Below are 20,814 nucleotides of genomic sequence, written 5' to 3' on the forward strand. Positions count from 1 at the left end.
CCGAAAGGCTGGAACGGGCTAGAACAGCGAGAACTTGACCGTCACCACGCTGCGCTGCGGGCGCCGCTCGCCCGCCGCCGGGCTCTGGCCGGACGACGTGACCGCGCCGAACACGTCCCAGCCGGAGGTCTGCATGGTGAAGCCCGCCGCCTGGAGCGCCTTCTGCGCCTCGTCCTTGCTCATCCCGGTGACGTCCGGGACCGGCACCATGCCCTTGCTGACCACCAGCGAGACCGCGGAGTTCTCCTGCAGCAGCTGTCCGGCCGCCGGCAAGCTGCTGATCACCGATCCCTCGGACACGGTGTCGTTGTAGGTCTCGGTCACGGTGCCCCTGGTCAGCTGGGCTCCGGTCAGGGCGGCGGCGGCGTCGGCGGCGCTCCTGCCGGCGAGGTCCGGCACCGCGATCCGCTTGGGGCCCTTGGAGACGGTGACGGTGACGCTGTCGCTCTTGCGGGTGCGCGCGCCCACCCCGGGCTCGGTGGAGATCACCTCTCCGGACGGGACGGACTCGCTGAACACCTCGACGAACCTCCCGTGCAGGCCCCCCTTGTCCAGGACCCGCTGCGCCTCGGCCCGGTCCTTGCCGAGCACGCCCGGCACCGAGCCGTACAGCCCCTCGGAGATCCCGTAGGTGGCGCCGCCGACCGCCAGTACCAGGGCGGTCAGCGCGGCCGTCCAGATCAGCGGCTTGCGGGGGAGACGGCGCAGCAGGCCCGGCCGGCGCAGGTGCACCGGGGTCGGCTCGTCGTACGGGCGCGGCTCGGCGAGCAGCTCGTCCATCAGCTCCGGCGGCATGTCCAGCACGCTGGTGCGCTCCGTCGGCGGGGCGTCGGCGGGCCGTGGCAGCGGCTGGATCACCGAGGTCGGCTCGCTGGTCGGGTAGCGCGGGCTGGGCCGGGTGGAGGCCGGCGGTTCGGCGTCCAGCTCGGCCGGGGTGAGGGTGCGGCGGACCCGCTGGAGGGCGGCGAGCAGCTCGACCGCGTCGTACGGGCGGGCGTCGGCGGACCGGGCACAGGCGCCGGCCACGATCGCGTCCAGCCCGGGGCCGACGGCGGGGGCGACCAGCGAGGGGGCCGGGACGTCCTCGTGCAGGTGCTTGTACATGACCTGGACGGGGTTGTCGCCGGTGTGGGGGCGGCGGCCGGTGAGCATCTCGTACAGCAGGATGCCGGCCGCGTAGACGTCCACCCGCTGGTCGGTGGGGGCGTCGGGGAGGATCTGCTCGGGGGCCAGGTAGGAGACGGTGCCCATGACCGTGCCGCCGGTGGCGGTGGTGGTCGAGGTGGGCGCGCCGTCGGCGGCGCCGAGCACCCGGACCAGGCCGAAGTCGGCGACCTTGACCAGACCGCCCTCGGTGATCAGCACGTTCTCGGGCTTGACGTCGCGGTGGACCAGCCCGGCCCGGTGGGCGGCGCCGAGCGCGGCCAGCACCGGCTCCAGCACGTCCAGCGCGGCCCGGACGGAGAGCGCGCCGCGGTCGCGCAGCAGGTCGCGCAGGGTGCGGCCGGGCACGTACTCCATGGCGAGGAAGACGTGGCCGCGGTCCGCACCCTGGTCGAAGACGTTGACCACGTTGGGGTGGGTGAGCTTGGCGACCGCCTTGGCCTCGCGGATGAAGCGGGCGGTGAAGCCCTCGTCGCCGGCCAGCGCGGGGTGCATCACCTTGAGCGCGACCACCCGGTCCAGACGGGTGTCGGTGCCCTTGTAGACGGTGGACATCCCGCCGGTCGCGATGCGCTGCTCGACCCGGTACCGGTTGTCGAGCAGGGTACCGATCAGGGGGTCGTGCAGTGCCATGTCCACCCGGGCGAGTCTAGTGCCGCCGCGGGTGGCCGGACCCGGAGGACGCCGCCTCGGGCCCGGCTGTGCCCGGCTTGTGACACGCCGCCTGTGCCACGGGGCACAGGCGGCGCGGGGCTCGTGACACGGGCCCACCGGCTCGGTCAGAACGCGGGGCGCTCGCGGGTGTCCAGGTCGGCCCGGCCGGCCATCGCGGAGGAGGCCTCGGCGTGGAAGCGGCGCGGGATGCGGCCGGCCCGGTGCGCGAGCCGGCCCGCCTCGGCGGCGTGCCGCATCGCCTCGGCCATCAGCACCGGGTCCTGAGCCCGGGTCACCGCGGAGGCGAGCATCACCGCGGCGCAGCCCAGCTCCATCGCCAGCGCCACGTCGGAGGCGGTGCCGGCGCCCGCGTCCAGGATCACCGGGACGCCCGCGCCCTCCACGATCAGCTGGAAGTTGTGCGGGTTGCGGATGCCCAGGCCCGAACCGATCGGCGAGCCCAGCGGCATGATGGCCGCGCAGCCGACGTCCTCCAGCTTGCGGGCCAGCACCGGGTCGTCGTTGGTGTAGGGCAGGACGGTGAAGCCGTCGTCGACCAGCGTCTCGGCGGCGTCCAGCAGCTCGATCGGGTCGGGCAGCAGGGTGCGCTCGTCGGCGATCACCTCCAGCTTGACCCAGTCGGTGCCGAGCGCCTCGCGGGCCAGCCGGGCGGTCAGCACGGCCTCGCCGGCGGTGAAGCAGCCGGCCGTGTTGGGCAGCACCCGGATGCCGTTGCGGGTCAGCACGTCCAGGACGGAGCCCTGGGTGGAGGCGTCGACCCGGCGCATGGCCACCGTGGTCAGCTCGGTGCCGGAGGCGAGCAGCGCGCGCTCCAGGACCTCCAGGCTGGGCGCGCCGCCGGTGCCCATGATGAGCCGGGAGGAGAAGGTCGTCCCGGCGATCGTGAGGCTGTCCTTGTCGTCGGAGAGACGGGCATCGGCCATGGCTCAGCCTCCCTGGACGGCGGTGAGGATCTCGACCCGGTCGCCGGTGCTCAGCGGCGTCTCGGACCACGAACTGCGGGGCACCACGGCCTCGTTGAGGGCGGCGGCGACGCCGGTGTTGGCCTTGCTGACGGAGGCCACCACCTCGGCGAGGGTGGTCGTGGCGGGCGCCCGGCGGGGCTCGCCGTTGACGGTCAGGGCGATCTCGTTCAGGGCGGTCTCGGTCATGCGGAGGCCTTCGTGGTGGAGTGGTCGGGGGAGAACCGGGCGGGTGTGAACGGCCTTGCGAGATCCGGGACTTCACCCGTGGCCAGGTACTCGGCGACCAGGTCGGCGGTCACCGGGGTGAGCAGCACGCCGTTGCGGTAGTGGCCGGTGGCGGCGACCAGCCCGGGCAGTGAAGTCGGGCCCAGCAGCGGGGCGTTGTCCGGCGAGCCGGGCCGCAGCCCGGCCGAGGTCTCCGCCAGCGGGAGTTCGGTGATCCCCGGGACCAACTCGTGGGCGTCGCGCAGGAGTTCGTACACCCCGCCGGCGGTGACGGTGGTGTCGTAGCCCTGTTCCTCGGTGGTCGCGCCGACCACCAGCTCGCCGTTCTCGCGCGGCACCAGGTACAGGTGCCGGCCGCGGACGACGGCGCGGACGTTGCGGGAGAGGAACGGCCGGTAGGCGTCCGGGACCCGGAGGCGGAGCACCTGCCCCTTCACCGGGCGGATCGCGGGCAGCGTCCCCTCGGGCAGGCCGGGCAACCGGTGGCTGTGCGGGCCGGCCGCGAGGACGACCTGCTCGGCGGTCACGGTCTCGTGGGTGCTCAGCCGGGCGCCGGTCGCGCGGCCGTTCTCGACCAGCAGCTCGACGGCCTCGGCCCGGTGGAGCAGGACCCCGGCGCGTTCGCAGGCGAAGACCAGGGCGTCGAGCAGCCGGCGGCCGTCCACCTGGTGGTCCTCGGCCACGTGCAGTCCGCCGCGCACGCCGGGGGCGAGCATCGGCTCCAGCTTGCGGGCCTCCCGGCCGGTCAGCCAGGTCGAGTCCAGGCCGAGCCGCTGGTGGAAGGCGTGCAGTTCGCGCAGTTCCTCGCGGTCGTCGGAGTCCAGCGCCACGGCGACGGTGCCGCACCGGCGGTAGCCGGTGTCCAGGCCGCCGCTCGCCTCGGTGAGCTCGGCGGCGAAGGCCGCGTACCGCTCGTTCGAGGCCATGCCGAGACGCAGCAGCGGCTCCTCGCCGTACTGGAGCTCGGTGACCGGGGCGAGCATTCCGGCCGCGACCCGGGCCGCGCCGCCACCGGGGGAGGGGTCGACCACGATCACGTTCCGCAGCCCGCGCTGGGCGGCGCGCCAGGCGACGGCGAGGCCGATGACGCCCCCGCCGATCACCAGCACGTCCGCGCGGGCGCCTGATGGCAAGCGTGACAAAGCTGCTCTTCTCCCTTCGCCGGTATGACCCGGATCAGGTTCGGACGGTCGCAGGCCGTGCCAGCCCGCCTCTCAGCCCGGTACGCCGGGCTCCCGTGTGGTGCCCCCACCTTAACGCCGGGGGTCGGCCCGGCCGAAGGCCCGTACGCAGGGTGGACCAGGGGGGATGGAGACGACCCGCGCCCGTCTCCGCGCTCCGTGTGGCCGGAGGGCCGGTACGACGGGAGGACGGCCCGCAGCTGCCGGCCGGCCGCTGAGTACAGTGACGGGCGTGGCAGAGCTGAGCGGAACGGATCAGGTGGTCGTCGTCGGAGCCGGGCTGGCCGGGGCGCAGGCCGCCCTCAAGCTGCGGCAGGGAGGCTGGCAGGGGCGGATCGCGCTGGTCGGTGAGGAGCCGCACGCGCCGTACGACCGGCCGCCGCTCTCCAAGGACGTGCTGCTCGGCAAGGCCGACTCCACCGCCCTGGACATCGACTACGGGCAGCTCGGCATCGAACTGTTCACCGGCCGCCGGGCCACCGGCCTCACCCCCGGCGTGCTGCACACCGACGGCGGCGACCTCCCGTACGGCTCGCTGGTGATCGCCACCGGCGCCGTCCCGCGCGCCCTGCCCGGCGCCGAGCGGGCGCACCTGCTGCACACCCTGGACGACGCCCTGGCGCTGCGCGCGCTGCTGCGCCCCGGGCTGCGGCTGGTGCTGGTCGGCGCGGGCTGGATCGGTGCCGAGGTGTCCGGCGCGGCCCGCGCGGCGGGCTGCGAGGTGACCGTGGTCGAGGCCGGCCCGGCGCCGCTGCCCGGCGCGCTGCCGACGGAGATCGGTTCGGCGATGGCCGCCTGGTACGCCGAGGCCGGGGTCGACCTGCGCTGCGGGGTCGGTGTGGCCGCCGTCGAGCCCGGCACGGTGCTGCTGGCGGACGGCTCGCACCTGCCCGCCGACGAGGTCGTGGTCGGTATCGGGGCGCGTCCCGCGACCGGCTGGCTGGCCGGCTCCGGGATCGAGCTGGACGCGACCGGTGCCGTCGTGGTGGACGGGCGGCTGCGCACCTCGGCGCCCGGTGTCTACGCGGCCGGCGACTGCGTCAGCTACCCCTCGGCCCGGGCCGGCGCCCGGCTGGCCGTCCAGCACTGGGACCACGCCCTGCAGTCCGGCGAGGCGGTGGCCGCCGCCGTCCTGGGCGCGGACGCGCCGGCCTACGACCCGGTGCCGTACTTCTGGTCCGAGCAGTTCGGGCGGATGGTCCAGTACGCCGGCCGGCACGCCGAGGGCGACGAGCTGCTCTGGCGCGGCGGCCCGCAGGATGCCGACTGGTCGGTGCTCTGGCTGCGCGACGGCGTGCCGAGCGCGCTGCTGACCGTGGACCGGCCGCGCGACCTCGCCCAGGGACGGAAGCTGATCGAGCGCGGCACCGCGCTGGACCCGGCCCGCGCGGCCGACCCTGCGGTGCCGCTGAAGGCGGCCACGGCGTAGGGCCGTGTGCGCGGTGGGCCGTCGAGGTGGCAGTCTGGTGCCGTGAGTGAGATCGATGCCAAGACTGAAGCCCTGGTCCCCGAGTGGCTGTACCTGCCCGACATCTCCGAGCGGTGGGGTGTGCTGGTCACGGAGGTCCGCAACATGGTCAAGAAGGGTGACCTGATCGCGGTCCGCCGCGGCCCCAACAAGTCCTTGCAGGTGCCGGCCGCCTTCATCGACGAGACCGGCCCGGTCAAGCACCTGGTCGGCCTGCTGACCGTGCTGCGGGACAGCGGCTTCTCCGACGACGAGATCATCGGATGGATGTTCACGGAGGACGAGTCGCTGCCCGGCACCCCGGTGCAGGCGCTGTGGGAGAACCGGGCGACCGAGGTCAAGCGCCGCGCCCAGGCCATGGCGCTGTGATGACGGACCTGCGCGCCAGGCTCGCCGACGCCCGGCTGTACCTGTGCACCGACGCCCGCCGCGAGCAGGGTGACCTCGCCGAGTTCCTGGACGCGGCGCTGGCGGGCGGGGTGGACATCGTCCAGCTGCGTGACAAGGGCCTGGAGGCCAGGCAGGAACTGGAGGCCCTGGAGGTCTTCGCCGACGCCTGTCGCCGGCACGGCAAGCTGCTGGCCGTCAACGACCGCGCCGACGTCGCCCACGCGGCCCGGCCGGACGTGCTGCACCTCGGCCAGGACGACCTGCCGGTGCCGGCCGCCCGGGCGATCCTCGGCGAGGACGTGCTGATCGGCCGCTCCTGCCACGCCGAGTCCGAGGTGGACGCGGCGATCGCCGAGCCGGGGGTGGACTACTTCTGCACCGGCCCGGTCTGGCCGACCCCGACCAAGCCGGGCCGCCCGGCCCCGGGCCTCGGCCTGGTCTCGTACGCGGCGAAGCAGGCCACCGACCGGCCGTGGTTCGCGATCGGCGGGATCGACCTCGGCAACCTGGACGAGGTGCTGGCCGCGGGTGCCCGCCGGATCGTCGTGGTGCGGGCCGTCACCGCCGCGGCGGACCCGCGGGCGGCCGCCGCCGAGCTGTCCCGCCGGGTGCGCGCCGCGCTCTGACCGGCCCGGATCCGCGGGCCCGGCTCAAGGCCGTCGCCGTCCGTCAGTACTTGCGGACGGTGGCGGCCTCGGCCAGTGCCAGCAGCACCGCACGGGCCTGCTCGTCGGCGAGCGGCGCCGCCTCCAGCGCGGCCAGCGACTGCCGCATCAGCTCCTCGATCCGGCGCTCCACCAGCTCGGGCGCGCCGCTGCGGGCGACCAGCTCGCGCAGCTCGGCGACCTCCGGGGCCGCCAGGTCCGGGGCGCCGAGCCGCTCGTCCAGGTACCGGGCGTCGGCGGCCGACAGGCCACGCATCGCGTGCGCGACCAGCAGGGTGCGCTTGCCCTCGCGCAGGTCGTCCCCGGCTGGCTTGCCGGTGACGGCCGGGTCCCCGAAGACGCCGAGCAGGTCGTCGCGCAGCTGGAAGGCCTCGCCCAGCGGCAGCCCGAACGCCCCGTACGCCTCGACCAGCTCCGGCCCGGCGCCGGCCAGCAGCGCTCCCACCTGGAGCGGCCGCTCGATGGTGTACTTCGCGGACTTGTAGTGCAGCACGGTCTGCGCCCGCTCCAGCGCGCCCTCGTCCGTCGAGTCGCCGGCCACCGGCTCCAGCACGTCCAGGTACTGGCCGAGCATGACCTCGGTGCGCATCAGGTCGAACACCGGCTTGGCGGCCAGGACGGCGGCCGGCTCCAGGCCGCAGCGCAGGAACAGCTCGTCGCACCAGATCAGCAGCAGGTCGCCGAGCAGCACCGCGGCCGAGGCGCCGTACTGCTCGCGGTCGCCGCGCCAGCCGCTGTCGCGGTGCAGCGCCTCGAAGCGGCGGTGGACCGAGGGCAGACCGCGGCGGGTGTCGCTGCGGTCCATCAGGTCGTCGTGCACCAGGGCGCTCGCCTGGAGCAGCTCCAGGGCGGCGGCCGCGTTGGCGATCGCGTCGCCGCCGGCGCTCCCGGCCGGGCCGCCGGCGCCGCGCCAGCCCCAGTAGCAGAAGGCCGGGCGCAGCCGCTTGCCGCCGTCCAGCAGGAAGTCGCGCAGTGCGTCGGCGGCGGGCACCAGCTGGGGCGAGATCTTGGCGAGCAGCACGGACTGGCCGTCCATGAACGTGGCGAGCGCTGCGTTGACGCGGGTGCGGACGTCCTCCGCGTCAATGGGGTTGGCCGGCCGGGTGCTGGTCGAGGTCACGATGGGGCTCCGCTGGTTCTCTGGGGTGCAGCAAGCGTAGCGGTGCCACGGGGAACGGGCGTGCGACCGGCCGGGCGGGGCGCGGGGAGGCTTCGCGCAACCGGGCCGGGGCGAACCGGAGCGCCATCCATCAGTTGTCTCAATTGGTGGACTTCGACTGTCCGGTCCCTCCGGACGCCCGATAACCTGCCAGCATGGCACTCGGTATCGCTTCCACGAGAACGGATCGCGCACTGACGGTGCGCGAACTCCTGGCGGCCGGCAAGCGCTCCTTCTCCTTCGAGTTCATGCCGCCGCGCAGCGAGGCCGGCGAGCAGAAGCTCTGGGACGCCATCCGCCGGCTCGAACCGCTCGACCCCAACTTCGTCTGCATGACGTACGGTGCCGGCGGCTCCTCGCGCGAGCGCACCGTCAACATGGTCGGCCGGATCGCCACCGAGACCACCCTGACCCCGGTCGCCCACCTCACCGCGGTGGACCACTCGATCGCGGAGCTGCGCAACATCATCGGCCAGTACGCCGACCAGGGCGTGCGGAACGTCCTCGCGGTCCGGGGCGACCCGCCCGGCGACCCGATGGGCGAGTGGGTCAAGCACCCCGAGGGCGTCACCTACGCGTACGAGCTGGTGGAGCTGATCAAGGGCATCGGCGACTTCTGCGTCGGCGTCGCGGCCTCGCCGAACATGCACCCGCGCTCGACCGACTGGGACGAGGACATCCGGCACTTCGTGGCGAAGATCCGCTCCGGGGCCGACTACGCGATCACCCAGATGTTCTTCGAGGTGGACGACTACCTGCGGCTGCGCGACCGGGTGACGGCCGCCGGCTGCGAGACGCCGATCATCCCGGAGATCATGCCGGTCACCAACGCCAAGCAGCTGGAGCGCTTCCCGCAGCTCAGCGGCTCGGCCTTCCCCGCCGACCTGGAGGCCCGCCTGCGGGCGGCCATCGACGACCCGGCGGCGCTGCGGGCCATCGGCATGGAGCACGCCACGGCGATGGCCGAGCGCCTCCTCGCCGAGGGCGCGCCCGGTCTGCACTTCATCACGCTGAACCACTCGACGGCGACGCTGGAGATCTACCAGAACCTGGGGCTGCACCAGCGCTGACGGACGGGGCCGGGCCCGCGTCTGCGCGGCGCCCACGCCGGGTGTTCACGAGCCCGTCACCGTGGCGACGGTGGCGGGCTCGGTCGTGCGCGGCCGGTGTTCGAAGTGGTGGGAACGCGATGCGGTACCCCGGCCGTTGAACCGGTACAGTCGCCGCACACGCGCGGCGCACACGCGCGGGTACGCGACTGGAGGTAGCGGGCGGATGGGCATCGGATACCTGCTGCTGTACGCCGCGTTGGCGGTGGTGGCGCTCTGGCTGGTCGCGGAGGTGCTGCTGCAGAACCGGGCGCCGCTGCACTGGCGGGTCCTGGCCCTGGCCGGCTTCCTGGGCGTGGCCGCCGGGATGAGCCTCGGCTCGGTCGTGGTGATCGGGGCCGGTGCCGTGCTGTTCGCGGTCGGCCAGACCTTCGTCACCCTCTCGGTCAAGCGCGGCTACCGGGCCGGCTGGTCCCTGCGGAAGTCCGACGGCAGCCTGCCCGGCCCGCTCGCCAAGGTGCCGCTGCTCGGCGCCCTCACCGGCGGCGCCGCCGCGGTGGCGGCCGTCGCCGTCGCCGAGGAGCGGGTCGGCGAGGTCGGCGCCGTCGAGGAGCCCCCGGCCGCCGTGCCGGTGCCCGACGAGGTGCCGGAGGTCGAGCAGACCGCCGCTTTCGAGATGCAGGAGCTCGCCCAGGACGGCGTCTACGCGCCCGGGTACTACGAGCAGCAGTCGCAGGTCCAGCAGCACCAGCAGGACCCGTACGCCGCCGCCTACCAGGCCGGCTACGACCAGCAGCAGTGGCAGACCCAGCAGCAGCCCGCCTTCGCCTACGACCAGCAGCCCTACGGCGGCTACCCCCAGCACCAGCAGGACCCGTACGGCGGCTACCCGCAGCAGCAGGACCAGCAGCAGGACCAGTACGCGGGCTACCAGCAGCCGCAGCACCAGCAGGCCTGGGATCCGAACGCCCAGTCCCAGCAGCAGTGGCAGCCCCAGTTCGAGCAGCACCCCCAGGGCATCCCGCAGCAGCCGACGTACGACCAGAACCACGGCTACCAGCAGCAGAACACCTGGCACCAGGGCTGACCCGACCGGGCCGGCCCACCGGCCGGGGCCTACGCCGGGCCGATCAGGCCGGCGGTGATGCAGGCCGACATGCCGACGCGGGCGAGGCCGCCGCCGGGGTGGGCGTTTCCGCCGACCAGGTAGAGGCCGGGGACGGGGGACTCGTTGGCGGCCTTCAGCCAGCAGCCCGCGGAGCCGGCCAGGACCGGGCGGGCGACCGCCCCGCCGAGGGCACCGGTCTCCCTGCGGGTGTCCTCCGGGGTGCGCACGACCCGCCACAGCACCCGCTCGCGCAGGCCCAGGCCGGCCGCGTCCACGTGGGCGAGCAGCCGGTCGGCGTAGCGGTCGGCGACGCCCGGGGCGGTCCAGTCGAACTCGCCCTGGGCCGGGACGGTCGCGGTCAGCACCACGCTCTCGTGCCCGTCGTCGGGGCGCAGCGCCGGGTCGTCCGGGCGCAGCACCTGGACGGTGGGGCGCTCGCAGGGCGGCACCGCGAGGGTCAGCGCGTTCGCCTCCTCGGCCGGATCGGCCGCGTGCACCACCGTGCGGTGCGCGGTGCCCTCCGGCCGGGGCCCGCGCAGGGCGAGCAGCACGCTGAACCGGCCGGGCACCTCCTGCGGCTCCCAGTGGTCGACCGGCAGCCCCGGCCACTCGGCGAGGCCGTGGCGGTAGAGGGCGTCGGTGTCCATCGCGGAGATCACCAGGTCCGCGTCGATCCGGCCGTCCGCCGTCTCGACCCCGCTCGCCCGGCCGCCCTCGACGACCACCCGGGTGACCGGGGTGTCGAAGCGGAACTCGACCCTGCGCAGTTCGCAGCGCCGGAACACCGCGTCCGCGAGGGCCCGCAGGCCGCCCCGGACGTACCAGACGCCGAAGGACTGCTCCATGTACGGCAGCACGGTGGCCCCGGCGGGCGCCCCGGCCGGGGTGAAGCCGTACCGGACGGCCGGCTCGAACAGCAGGGCGGTCAGGCCGGGGTGGCCGTCGAGCTCGCGCGCGGCCACGTGCTCCAGGGACCATGGCTGCGGGCGGCGCAGGCGGGCCAGGCCGGTGCGCGGCGGGACGGGGTACGGGTCGGTGCCCAGCAGAGCCCGGTCGGCCGGGGAGAGGACGCCGTGGTCGGCCGGGAGCGGCTCCTCCAGCAGCGGGCGGCGGGTGGCCTCCCAGACCGTCCGGCCGTGGTTCATCACCTCGCCCCAGCGGGCGCCGGAGCCCGCGCCGAAGGCGGCGTCCAGCGCCTGGCTGACGCCGCCGCGGGAGGCGTTCGGCAGGGTGACGACGGTGCCGTCCGCGAACAGGTGCCGGCTCTCCGGGTCGACCGGGGCCAGCTCGACCAGCTGTTCCAGCGGCTCCTTGCCGGTCTTCAGGGCGAGGTCGCGGTAGACCGCCGGGAGGGCGAGCAGGCCGGGCCCGGTGTCGAAGGCGAAGCCGTCGCGTTCGTACCGCCCGACCATGCCCCCGTAGGTGCCGCTCGCCTCGCAGACCGTCACCCGGTGGCCGAGGGTCCCCAGCCGGGAGGCCGCCGCGAGCCCGCTCATTCCTGCGCCGATGATGACGATCCGTGCCATGGCACCTGATCCTAGGACGAGGCCTGCGCGCTGCCCGCGGCCCGGGCGGTCCTGCGTTCGCGGCGGCGGGCCCGGAAGGCACGGATCCGGCTGATCGCCAGCCAGACCAGCAGCAGGCCGACGGCCAGCACCACGGCGGCGACCGTGGCGGCCGGCCAGGGGTGGAAGATCGCCAGGGTGATCAGGCCGGCCACCGAGAGGTCCTCCGCCATGCTCACCACGATGTTGCTGGCCGGCTCGGGGGAGGTGTTGACGGCCATCCGCAGCGAGGCCTTCACCAGGTGGCTGACCAGCGCCGAAGCGCCGCCCATCGCGCCGGCCGCGACCTCGCTGAGCGAGCCGGGGTCGTTGCTCGCGATCAGCACGCCGACGGTGGCACCGGCGATCGGCCGGATCACCGTGTGCACGACGTCCCAGACGCTGTCCACGTACGGGATCTTGTCGGCCACCGCCTCCAGCGCGAACAGCAGGCCGGCCACGATCAGCACGTCCGTGCGCTCCAGCGCCTGCGGCACCGAGTCCGCGCCGGCGAACCTGCCCAGCAGGCCGAGCAGCAGCACCACCGCGTAGGCGTTGATGCCGCTGGCCAGTCCGCTGGTGAAGATCAGCGGCAGGACCGTCATCTCGTCCCCCTCCTCGTCGTCGCGTCCCCTCGGGGGCCGGCTCCGCCCGGCCCGCCGTACCGTACCGGCACCCGGGACGCCGCGGACGCACGTCGCGGTTCCGGCGGCCGACGGACTGAGTACGGATACTCAGATCCACGGTTGAGTACGTCAGCGGATGGCCGCCGACCTGCGAAGACGGGAGAGTGGTGGCACCCGGGAGGGCGGCGCGTCGGGCGCCGGGCCCGCCCGGGCGGCGGATCCGTCCGTCTCCCGGCCGTGAACACCGGGGAGACGGCGGACGGTCCGCCACGGGGCTGGTCATGGTCCCCGCACCGCCGGCACGGGGCGGCGGAGCGGGGCGGGGGGAGACCGGCCACGGGGGGAGTGCGCCACCGCCGGCCGTGGGGAACGGGCGGAGCGACGGCACGGCGGCGGCACGGACCGGGGGAGGACCGCGCCGCCGCCGCTACGCCTTTTCCCGGCCCCTCTCCGGGTCGCGGCCGGCGCGGCCGGATTGCCGGATTGTCAGTGGTGCCGTTCACGATGGAAGGGCACGGACCACCCGGTCCGCGCGCTGCCTCGGAACGGGGGAGTCCATGACCGTCAGCCATCGGGAGCCCGTCACCGCCCGCCTCCACTCCGCCGCCCTTCCTCACCTCCCGGGTCCGTCCGTCCGTTCCGCCGCAGCGGACGTCCACCCCGTGCTGCGCCGGGTCGCCGCGCCGCCGGCCGGCCTCGACCTGCTCGCCGACGCCCACCGCACCCTCGCCCGGGCCCGCGCCCTGGAGGATCCGCTGGAGCGCTACGCCACCGCCCACCTGGCCGCGCTGCGCACGGTGGCGGCCGTCCTGGCGGTGCGCGGCCGCCCGGAGAAGAGCCCGCGCCGCCGCAAGGCCATCCGCAGCGCCTGGGAGGTGCTGCCCGAGGTGGCGCCGGAGCTCGCCGAGTGGGCGGTCTACTACGGGGCCGGCGCCCGCCGCCGGGCCGCCGCCGAGGCCGGGATCAAGGGTGCCGCCTCGGCCCGGGACGCCGACGACCTGATCCGCAACTCCGCCCTGTTCCTGCGCCTGGTCGAGCGGCTGCTCGGCCTGCACGCCGCCCCGCCCCCGCCCCGGCTGCCGCTGGACGGCGACGAGCCGCCGGGCGTGAGCGGGCTCCCCGCCGGGCCGGTCTAAGGTGGAGGCATCCTGATCGAACTGCACGTGCCAAGGAGCCCCGCCTTGTACCCGACGCGTCCCCGCAGCGCCCTGCGTACCGCCGTGGTGTGGGAGGTGGTCCGGACGGCCCTGGAGAAGCGGGCGGCCGAGCTGGACCAGCCGGTGCTCGACGTGGTCGACACCGGCGGCGGCACCGGGAACTTCGCCGTGCCGGTCGCCAAGCTCGGCCACCGCGTCACGGTGGTCGACCCGAGCCCGGACGCCCTGTTCGCCCTGGAGCGCCGGGCCGCCGAGGCCGGCGTGACGGACTTGGTGCGGGCCGTCCAGGGCGACACCCAGACCCTGCCCGAGCTCGTCACCCCCGGCAGCGTGGACGCGGTGCTCTGCCACGGCGTGCTGGAGGTCGTGGACGACCCGGCCGAGGCGCTCGGCAGCCTGGCCGGCATCCTGCGCAAGGGCGGCCTGGTCAGCCTGCTGGCGGCCAACCGCAACGGCGCCGTACTGGCCCGCGCGCTGGCCGGCCACTTCAACGAGGCCCGCACCGTGCTCTCCGCCGCCGACGGCCGCTGGGGCGAGCAGGACCCGATGCCGCGCCGCTTCACCGGGGAGGAGCTGGGCCGGCTGGCCGAGGCCGCGGGCCTGCGGGTGGAGTCGGTGCACGGCGTGCGGGTCTTCGCCGACCTCGTCCCCGGCGTGCTGGTGGACACCGAGCCGGGCGCGCTGGAGGCGCTGCTGAAGCTGGAGGAGGCCGCCGCCGCGCAGCCCGAGTTCCACGCCGTGGCGACCCAGCTGCACCTGCTGGCCACCCTGGCCTGAGGCGCACCTCCCGCCCCGCGCGCCCCTTCACGAACTCTTCCGCCGTCGTACGGTTTTTTCGCACACCGTACGGCGCCGGTTCGCGCTCCGGAGGCCGGCCCGTTCCCCGGCGGTTCGCCCGTCCGTGCCCGGGCCGTTCCGGGCCGTGCCACGCCGGCCGGCGGCAAACCTGCCCAGGTCCGGGACGATTCCATCCGATCGGGCACTTGTCCGGGGCGTGGCGCGTTGACACGGATGCGGCCGTCCCCGCTCGAAGTGGCCCGTCCCACGCGGGGCAGACCACCCCGTAACGGGCGCACGGACCGTATGATCTGGGTAAAGCCGGAAGCATGACAGCCGGACGCGTGGGGCATATGGACGACACGGGCCGGGTCCCCCGCACGGGCGTCCGACCCGACCGTGTGCCCCAAGGCTGATTGGACTTGCCTCCCCGACCGGGGTGGGCGGACCGGTCGCACCCGCGACCGACGAGTAGGAGGACTCCGTGCCGCTCTCGGAGCACGAGCAGCGACTGCTCGACCAGATGGAGCGAGCGCTGTATGCCGAAGATCCCAAATTCGCGTCGGCGCTCGAGGGAACCGGGCTGCGCACCCACACCCGTCGGCGGGTCTACCTGGCCGTCGCCGGCTTCGTGGTGGGCATCGGCCTGCTGATGGGCGGCATGGTCGTGCCGGACCAGATCTGGGTCAGCGTCGTGGGCTTCCTGGTGATGCTCGGGTGTGCGGTGTTCGCCGTGACCGGCTGGCGCCGCGGCCCCGCGGCCCAGAGCGCCGGGGCCCGCCCGGCCGCGGCCCCGCGCCGCAAGGCCGGGATGATGGACCGGGTGGAGCAGCGCTGGCAGCGCCGCCGGGACGAGCAGACCGGCGGCTTCTGAGCAGCTCGGCCGATACGTACGAAGCCGGGGCGGGCAGTCGATCGACTGCCCGCCCCGGCTTCGTGTCCGGATCAGGATTCCGGGTCAGGATCCCGGTGTGGACCGCTTGCGCCGGCCGAGGATCCGCCGCACCGGCGCGGAGACCGTCTCGACCGCCCGGCCGAGCCCGGTGCCGACCGCCGTCCGGGCCGCCCGCACCGTGTCGGAGATCCGCCACCACAGCTGGGCCGAGGACGGTGGCAGCAGCAGCGCCCTGGTCCGTCCGGCCCGGCCGGCGTGCGCCTGCAGCCCGCGCCGGACGGTGTGGACGTCGGCGGCCAGCGGCTCCGCGGTGAGCTGCCCGGGCGGGGCGTAGAGCACCCGCTCGGCGGCCAGCGCCAGCCGGCCGGTGGCGGCTGCCGAGTCGGCGTCCAGTTGAGCCTTCTCGGTGATCCGGCGGGCCGCCGAACGCGGGGTGCGTGACTCGTCCGGGGGAATTCCGAGGTCCCAGGCGGAGTCGATCAGCTCGTCCCAGGCGGCCAGCACCTGGGCGTCGGTCAGCTCCGCCGGTCCGCTCCCGCCGGGCCCGCGCCGGCCGCCGCCGCCCAGCCGGCGGCGGCGCACGGTGGCGCGCCAGACCATCGGGGCGAGCAGCAGTGCGATCAGCGCGAGCACCGCGGCCAGGGTGCCGAGCACCTGGCCGGAGAGCAGCCAGGACTCGCCGGCGGCCTTGGTGACGGCCTTGCCGTCGGTGCCGCACTCGCCCAGCTGGCGCTGCTTGGCGGTGCAGTCCGAGTCGGAGGTCGGCGCCGGGGCGGCCGGGGCGGTCTGCGGGGCGGCGGTGGCCTGCTGGGTCGGCGCGGTGGTCGGTGCGCTGGACGCCTCGGTGTAGCGGGTCGGGACGCCGCGGCTCGGGGTCGGCTCGAAACGCAGCCAGCCGTAGCCCGCGAAGTACAGCTCGGGCCAGGCGTGGTACATCCGGCCGGTCACCGAGTAGACGTCGCCGCCCTTGCTGTCGCCGGGGGTGAAGCCCACGGCCACCCGGGCCGGGATCTTCAGCACCCGGGCCATCGCCGCCATGGTGGAGGCGAAGTGCACGCAGAAGCCACGGCGGTCGCGCAGGAAGACGGCGATGGCGTTGCTGCCGGTGCCGCCGTTGACCGTGGTGTCGTACTTGAAACCCGGGCCGGTGAACCAGTTGACCAGCGCCGTCGCCCGGTCGTAGTCGTTCTGCGCGCCGGCGGTGACGGCCTTGGCCTGTTCGGCGACCACCGACGGCAGGTCGGACGGTACGGAGGTGTAGTGGTCCCTGATGTCCTGCGGCGAGGCGGCCGCGAGGCGCAGCTCGGTGGCGGTGGGCCGCAGGTCCAGGGAGCTGACGTGGTAGCGCAGGCCGCGGATCGCCTTGTCGTTGGCCGGCAGGACGGTGCGGGTCAGCGGGTCGAGCTTCCAGTCGCCGCGGTTGGGGACCTGGACGGACGCGGCCGGGTAGGGCATCGGCAGCCAGCTGCCCTCCAGCCGGTCGCTGATCTGGAAGTCGCCCTCGATCCGGGGGACCTGGGCGTTGCGCAGGCCCTCGGGCGAGGGCAGCGTCGCCGGGAGGTCGTTGACCGTGGTGCTGCCGAGCTTCCAGTTGGTGCCGTCGAACTGGTCGAGCGCGCCGGTCCGCAGGTAGATCTGGTCGGCCAGCGGACTGTCCAGGGTGTAGGTCAGCAGCTCCGCGTCGGTGGGCTTGGAGATCGCGGCCTCCAGGCTGACCAGCGGGTCGAGACTGGTCGACAGACTCCCGCCGGTGCCCTTGCCGTTCGATCCGCCGGAGCCGGAGTGCAGCAGCCCGAAGCTCCAGTGCGGCAGGGCCACCGGCAGCAGCAGTGCCACCGCCAGGGCCAGCACGCCGACCTGCCGCCCGCCCGGGCTGACCCGGCCGGACTCCACGGAGCCGCGGGCGCCGCCGTAGAACACGCGGCCCCAGCGGGAGACCCGGTCCTGGCCCTCGGCGAACAGCAGCAGCAGGTAGCCGGCCGCGGCGACGGCGAACCAGACCCAGCTGCTGTGCTCCTCGGCCAGGCCGTTGCCGACCGAGTACAGCGCCAGCAGCGGCAGCCCGGCCAGCGCCGAGCGCCGGTAGGTCACCGCGACGGTGTCCACCGCGACGGCGATCAGACCGACCGCCGAGACCAGGATCAGCCGCAGCCCGGCGGTGGGCGGAGCCGGGATGGCGTACTGCTGTATGTCGTCCAGACCGGAGGAGAAGACCTGGTCCAGGGCCCGCATCGTGGACGGCCCGGGCAGCACCCCTCCGGCGCCGGCGAAGCCGAGCAGCATCAGCAGGAGCAGCACCAGCAGCTGCCCGACCGGCACCGTCCAGCGGTACAGCGGGAAGCGGCGCAGGCCCGCGCCGACCGCGGCGATCACGGCGATCACCAGGAGGGCGTGGGTGAGCCAGCCGCTGGTGGTGAGCAGCGGCGTCAGGCACAGCGAGGCCAGGGCGGTGGCCAGCGCCGAGTACACGGTCAGTTTGGCCCGGGTGGTCACGCGCCGGCCTCTTCTCGGTAGGGGGCGGTCGTCCTGCTGCCGTCGGCGGCCCGCCACAGGTCCGGTACGGAGTCCCCGGCGCGCACCGGGATCACCGTCCAGCCGGCCTCGCGCAGCTGCCGGACCCGGGCCTGGAACTCGTCGCCGCCGGTGTCCGGGGCGAGCATCCGCAGGCCGGCCCAGGTGCCGGTGTCCAGCAGGAAGGCGATCGCCCCGCCGGTGCGGCTGCGCAGCCGGCCCAGCCGGGTGGCCTGGGTGTCGTCCAGCTCGCCGAGGACGGCGACCAGCAGGCCCTCGCCGCCGGTGCGCAGCGGGTCCTCGGCCCGGGAGAGGGTGCCTCCGTCGGACAGGTCGGCGACGGCGAGGGCGTCCAGGATCAGTCCGGAGGTCTCGGCGCTGCTCTGGTTGCCGCCCGCGCCCGGCCCGGGTACGGACTGCCCGGTGTCGGTGAGCATCCGGGTCCGGTAGCCGCGCTCCAGCAGGTGCACGGCGACGGAGGCGGCGCAGCTGACCGCCCACTCGAAGGAGGAGGCGGGGCCGCTGCCCCGGTGGGCGATCTCCCGGGTGTCCAGCACGATGGTGGCCCGGGCCTGCTGCGGCTGCTCCTCGCGGCGCATCATCAGCTCGCCGTACCGGGCGGTGGAGCGCCAGTGCACCCGGCGCAGGTCGTCGCCGGGGCGGTACTCGCGCAGGATCACGTCGTCGTCGCCGGCCAGCGCCAGGGTGTGGCTGTGGCTCTCGCCCTGGCCGATCCACTCGCCGCTGAGCCGTACGGAGGGCAGCGCCTGGACCTGGGGGACGACGGTGAGGACGTCGGAGGCCGTGAAGGCGCGGGTCACCTCGCACATCCCGAACGGGTCGGACAGCCGCAGCTGGAGCGGCCCGAGCGGGTAGCGGCCGCGCAGGTCGGAGCGGACCCGGTAGGAGACCTCGCGGTGGCCGCGCGGCTCGACCCGGTCCAGCACGAACCGCGGGCGCGGCCCGAGCACGTACGGGACCTTGTCCTCCAGCAGCAGCACCCCGGTGGGCACCCGGGAGACGTTGTCGACCCGCAGGTGGACCCGGGCCTCCTGGCCGGCGATCGCCCGGCGCGGGCTGAGCCGGCGTCCGCTGGCCACCCGGTAGCGGGTGTTGGCGACCACCACGACGGCGACCAGCGGCAGCGCGGCGAGCAGGACGCCGACGCGCCGCAGGGCGTCCTGGTCGAGCAGGTAGGAACAGACCACCGCGGTGACCCCGGCGGCGAGGAAGGAGCGCCCCCGGGTGGTGAGACCGCGGAACCCGGCCCGCAGTCCTGATGCGGAGTCGGACTGGGTCACCTCAGCCCCTCCGGACGGCCGGGCCGCCCTGCGGGCGCGGCAGCGGCAGCCGGGCGACCAGGTCGGCCACGATCTGCTCGGAGGTGCGGCGGCTGAGCTGGCTCTCGGCGGTCGGCATCAGACGGTGCGCCAGGACCGGGACGGCGAGGCGCTGGATGTCGTCCGGGGTGACGTAGTCGCGCCCGTCCAGCGCGGCGGCGGCGCGGGCGGCCCGGACCAGGTGCAGGGTCGCGCGCGGCGAGGCGCCCAGGCGCAGCTCGGGGGTGGTGCGGGTGGCGCCGACCAGGTCGACGGCGTAGCGGCGGACCGGGTCGGCGATGTGCACACCGCGGACCAGGTCGATCAGCTTGAGGATGTCGGAGGCGTGCGCGACCGGCTGGAGGTCCTCCAGGGGGTTGGCGCCGGCGTGCACGTCCAGCATCGCGAGCTCGGCCTCGGGGCTGGGGTAGCCGATCGAGATCCGGGCCATGAAGCGGTCGCGCTGGGCCTCCGGCAGCGCGTAGGTGCCCTCCATCTCGACCGGGTTCTGGGTGGCCACGACCATGAACGGCGAGGGCAGCTCGTAGCTGGTGCCGTCGATGGTGACCTGGCGCTCCTCCATGGACTCCAGCAGCGCGGACTGGGTCTTGGGCGAGGCGCGGTTGATCTCGTCGCCGACCACGATCTGGGCGAAGATCGCGCCCGGGCGGAACTCGAAGTCGTGCCGCTGCTGGTCGTAGATGTTGGTGCCGGTGACGTCCGAGGGCAGCAGGTCGGGCGTGAACTGGATGCGGCGCACGGTGCAGTCGAGCGAGCGCGCGAGCGCCTTGGCCAGCATGGTCTTGCCGACGCCGGGCACGTCCTCCAGCAGCAGGTGGCCCTCGGCGAGCAGGACGGTCAGGGCGATCCGGACGGCCTCCGGCTTGCCCTCGATCACGCTCTCGATGTTGGCGCGGACGCGGTCGACGACTGCGGCGAGCTCGGGGAGCCCGACCTGCCGGTACCCGTTCGCCCTCTGCTGCTCGCCCCCCGCAGGACTGCCGAGTCCGGCCTGATCGTTGTAGCTCGTCACCCGTTTACGCTCCCTGGCACCCTGTGCCCGCCCCGTCCCGAGGCCGGGCCCCACCCCATGCTTGACGCGGCCGTCCCGGGGGCGGTTCCGAAGGAGGATCCGGCGCCGGGAAGGCGGCCCGCGGCCTGGCCGCCCCAGGTGGTTCGGGGTCCGACCGGCAGGCGCATTCTCCCCTGTGCGATGGCCGGAAGTCACCATGAGGCGGTGCCCGAATGCCCGGACGGCCGGGACGTGCCGGCTCGCCTCCGGGCACTCGGGATCCGACGGCTCGGCGGGGCCGGGCCGGTCGCTCAGTCGATCTCGCGCAGCAGCCCGGTGTGGACGTCGAAGACGAAGCCGCGGACGTCGTCGGTGTGCAGCAGGAACGGAGAGGTGCGGACGCGCTGCATGGACTGGCGGACATCGCCGTCCAGGTCGACGAAGGCCTCCACCGCCCACTGCGGGCGCTGGCCGACCTCCAGCTCCAGCTCGCGGCGGAAGTCCTCGGTGAGCCCGAGCAGGCCGCAGCCGGTGTGGTGGATCAGCGCGATCGAGCGGGTGCCGAGGGCGCGCTGGCTGATGGTCAGGGACCGGATGGTGTCGTCGGTGACGACGCCGCCGGCGTTGCGGATGACGTGCGCGTCGCCGAGTTCGAGGCCGAGCGCGGCGAACAGGTCCAGGCGGGCGTCCATACAGGCCACCACGGCGATCTTCTGCACCGGGCGGGCGTCCATGCCGCCGTCCCGGAAGGTCACCGCGTAGGTGCGGTTGGCCGTGACGAAGCGGTCGATGACGGTGGGTCTGGCAGGGTCGGCAGCGGCGTTCGGCGAGGGCCGGTCGGGTGTCACTGTCATGGTGGCGACGTTAGTGCCGATCGGGCCCGCGCGGTGGGGCGAGGAGCTACAGAACAGGGCGCTGTGATCG

General features: G+C 74.7%; 19 protein-coding genes and 1 riboswitch. Of the genes, 8 read left to right on the plus strand and 11 right to left on the minus strand.

The features are described from left to right. Nucleotides 1-18: 18 nt before the first annotated feature. The 4 genes from pknB to thiO all read right to left on the minus strand — a co-directional run bounded on the left by pknB (nucleotide 19) and on the right by thiO (nucleotide 4,162). A complete protein-coding gene (pknB, locus tag AB0O11_RS04885; RefSeq protein ID WP_363382022.1) occupies nucleotides 19-1,797 on the minus strand; it encodes a Stk1 family PASTA domain-containing Ser/Thr kinase in 1,779 nt (592 codons plus the stop codon). 146 nt (nucleotides 1,798-1,943) lie between these two features. Continuing rightward, nucleotides 1,944-2,762, minus strand: coding sequence for a thiazole synthase (locus tag AB0O11_RS04890; protein WP_363381725.1), 819 nt, complete (start codon nucleotides 2,760-2,762; stop codon nucleotides 1,944-1,946). A gap of 3 nt (nucleotides 2,763-2,765) precedes the next feature. After that, nucleotides 2,766-2,990 carry a sulfur carrier protein ThiS gene (thiS, locus tag AB0O11_RS04895; protein ID WP_363381726.1) on the minus strand — a complete coding sequence of 75 codons (225 nt, stop codon included), beginning with the start codon at nucleotides 2,988-2,990 and terminating at the stop codon, nucleotides 2,766-2,768. Further along, nucleotides 2,987-4,162 (minus strand): glycine oxidase ThiO, encoded by a 1,176-nt coding sequence (gene thiO, locus AB0O11_RS04900; RefSeq protein WP_363381727.1) that lies wholly within the window; start codon nucleotides 4,160-4,162, stop codon nucleotides 2,987-2,989. Before thiO ends, thiS begins: the two co-directional genes overlap by 4 nt. A 3-nt stretch (nucleotides 4,163-4,165) precedes the next feature. Then, a riboswitch (TPP riboswitch) is annotated at nucleotides 4,166-4,278 on the minus strand. Nucleotides 4,279-4,433: 155 nt separating this feature from the next. Here thiO and AB0O11_RS04905 point away from each other — a divergent pair. From AB0O11_RS04905 to thiE, 3 genes are read left to right on the plus strand one after another with little or no spacing between them, the layout of a single operon-like run. Further along, a complete protein-coding gene (locus AB0O11_RS04905; RefSeq protein ID WP_363381728.1) occupies nucleotides 4,434-5,639 on the plus strand; it encodes an FAD-dependent oxidoreductase in 1,206 nt (401 codons plus the stop codon). A 42-nt stretch (nucleotides 5,640-5,681) separates the two neighbouring features. After that, nucleotides 5,682-6,047 carry an Rv2175c family DNA-binding protein gene (locus AB0O11_RS04910; RefSeq protein ID WP_363381730.1) on the plus strand — a complete coding sequence of 122 codons (366 nt, stop codon included), beginning with the start codon at nucleotides 5,682-5,684 and terminating at the stop codon, nucleotides 6,045-6,047. After that, entirely contained in the window at nucleotides 6,047-6,694 is a 648-nt protein-coding gene (gene thiE / locus AB0O11_RS04915; protein WP_363381732.1) for a thiamine phosphate synthase, read from the plus strand. Before AB0O11_RS04910 ends, thiE begins: the two co-directional genes overlap by 1 nt. Nucleotides 6,695-6,737: 43 nt before the next feature. On the opposite strand, the gene AB0O11_RS04920 is transcribed toward thiE, so the two are convergent. Further along, a complete protein-coding gene (locus AB0O11_RS04920; protein WP_363381734.1) occupies nucleotides 6,738-7,853 on the minus strand; it encodes a polyprenyl synthetase family protein in 1,116 nt (371 codons plus the stop codon). A 194-nt stretch (nucleotides 7,854-8,047) separates the two neighbouring features. On the opposite strand from AB0O11_RS04920, the gene metF reads away from it, so the two are divergent. Next, entirely contained in the window at nucleotides 8,048-8,962 is a 915-nt protein-coding gene (gene metF / locus AB0O11_RS04925) for a methylenetetrahydrofolate reductase [NAD(P)H] (protein WP_363381735.1), read from the plus strand. Nucleotides 8,963-9,167: 205 nt separating this feature from the next. After that, nucleotides 9,168-10,028 carry a hypothetical protein gene (locus AB0O11_RS04930; protein ID WP_363381737.1) on the plus strand — a complete coding sequence of 287 codons (861 nt, stop codon included), beginning with the start codon at nucleotides 9,168-9,170 and terminating at the stop codon, nucleotides 10,026-10,028. Nucleotides 10,029-10,057: 29 nt separating this feature from the next. Here AB0O11_RS04930 and AB0O11_RS04935 read toward each other — a convergent pair whose 3' ends face one another. Together AB0O11_RS04935 and AB0O11_RS04940 are read right to left on the minus strand one after the other, a co-directional pair. Further along, nucleotides 10,058-11,575 carry an FAD-dependent oxidoreductase gene (locus AB0O11_RS04935; protein WP_363381739.1) on the minus strand — a complete coding sequence of 506 codons (1,518 nt, stop codon included), beginning with the start codon at nucleotides 11,573-11,575 and terminating at the stop codon, nucleotides 10,058-10,060. Nucleotides 11,576-11,586: 11 nt separating this feature from the next. Continuing rightward, nucleotides 11,587-12,198 (minus strand): DUF4126 domain-containing protein, encoded by a 612-nt coding sequence (locus tag AB0O11_RS04940; RefSeq protein ID WP_363381741.1) that lies wholly within the window; start codon nucleotides 12,196-12,198, stop codon nucleotides 11,587-11,589. Between the two features lie 578 nt (nucleotides 12,199-12,776). Between AB0O11_RS04940 and AB0O11_RS04945 the strand changes: the two genes are divergently transcribed. The 3 genes from AB0O11_RS04945 (at nucleotide 12,777) to AB0O11_RS04955 (ending at nucleotide 15,027) form a co-directional block, all read left to right on the plus strand. After that, nucleotides 12,777-13,355, plus strand: a complete 579-nt coding sequence (locus tag AB0O11_RS04945) for an SAV_6107 family HEPN domain-containing protein (RefSeq protein WP_363381743.1) — start codon at nucleotides 12,777-12,779, stop codon at nucleotides 13,353-13,355. A gap of 45 nt (nucleotides 13,356-13,400) precedes the next feature. Continuing rightward, a complete protein-coding gene (locus tag AB0O11_RS04950) occupies nucleotides 13,401-14,153 on the plus strand; it encodes a methyltransferase domain-containing protein (protein ID WP_363381744.1) in 753 nt (250 codons plus the stop codon). A 484-nt stretch (nucleotides 14,154-14,637) separates the two neighbouring features. Beyond that, on the plus strand, nucleotides 14,638-15,027 hold the full coding sequence (locus AB0O11_RS04955) for a DUF3040 domain-containing protein (RefSeq protein ID WP_363381746.1): 390 nt from the start codon (nucleotides 14,638-14,640) through the stop codon (nucleotides 15,025-15,027). Between the two features lie 84 nt (nucleotides 15,028-15,111). On the opposite strand, the gene AB0O11_RS04960 is transcribed toward AB0O11_RS04955, so the two are convergent. The 4 genes from AB0O11_RS04960 to AB0O11_RS04975 form a co-directional block, all read right to left on the minus strand. After that, on the minus strand, nucleotides 15,112-17,541 hold the full coding sequence (locus tag AB0O11_RS04960) for a DUF3488 and transglutaminase-like domain-containing protein (RefSeq protein ID WP_363381747.1): 2,430 nt from the start codon (nucleotides 17,539-17,541) through the stop codon (nucleotides 15,112-15,114). After that, nucleotides 17,538-18,860, minus strand: coding sequence for a DUF58 domain-containing protein (locus AB0O11_RS04965; RefSeq protein WP_363381750.1), 1,323 nt, complete (start codon nucleotides 18,858-18,860; stop codon nucleotides 17,538-17,540). Before AB0O11_RS04965 ends, AB0O11_RS04960 begins: the two co-directional genes overlap by 4 nt. 1 nt (nucleotide 18,861) lies before the next feature. After that, a complete protein-coding gene (locus tag AB0O11_RS04970; protein ID WP_363382024.1) occupies nucleotides 18,862-19,785 on the minus strand; it encodes a MoxR family ATPase in 924 nt (307 codons plus the stop codon). Nucleotides 19,786-20,201: 416 nt separating this feature from the next. Next, nucleotides 20,202-20,744, minus strand: a complete 543-nt coding sequence (locus AB0O11_RS04975; protein WP_363381751.1) for a carbonic anhydrase — start codon at nucleotides 20,742-20,744, stop codon at nucleotides 20,202-20,204. Nucleotides 20,745-20,814: the final 70 nt, after the last annotated feature.

Origin of the sequence: Kitasatospora sp. NPDC093102, assembly GCF_040683915.1 — a bacterium.
Lineage (GTDB): Bacteria > Actinomycetota > Actinomycetes > Streptomycetales > Streptomycetaceae > Kitasatospora.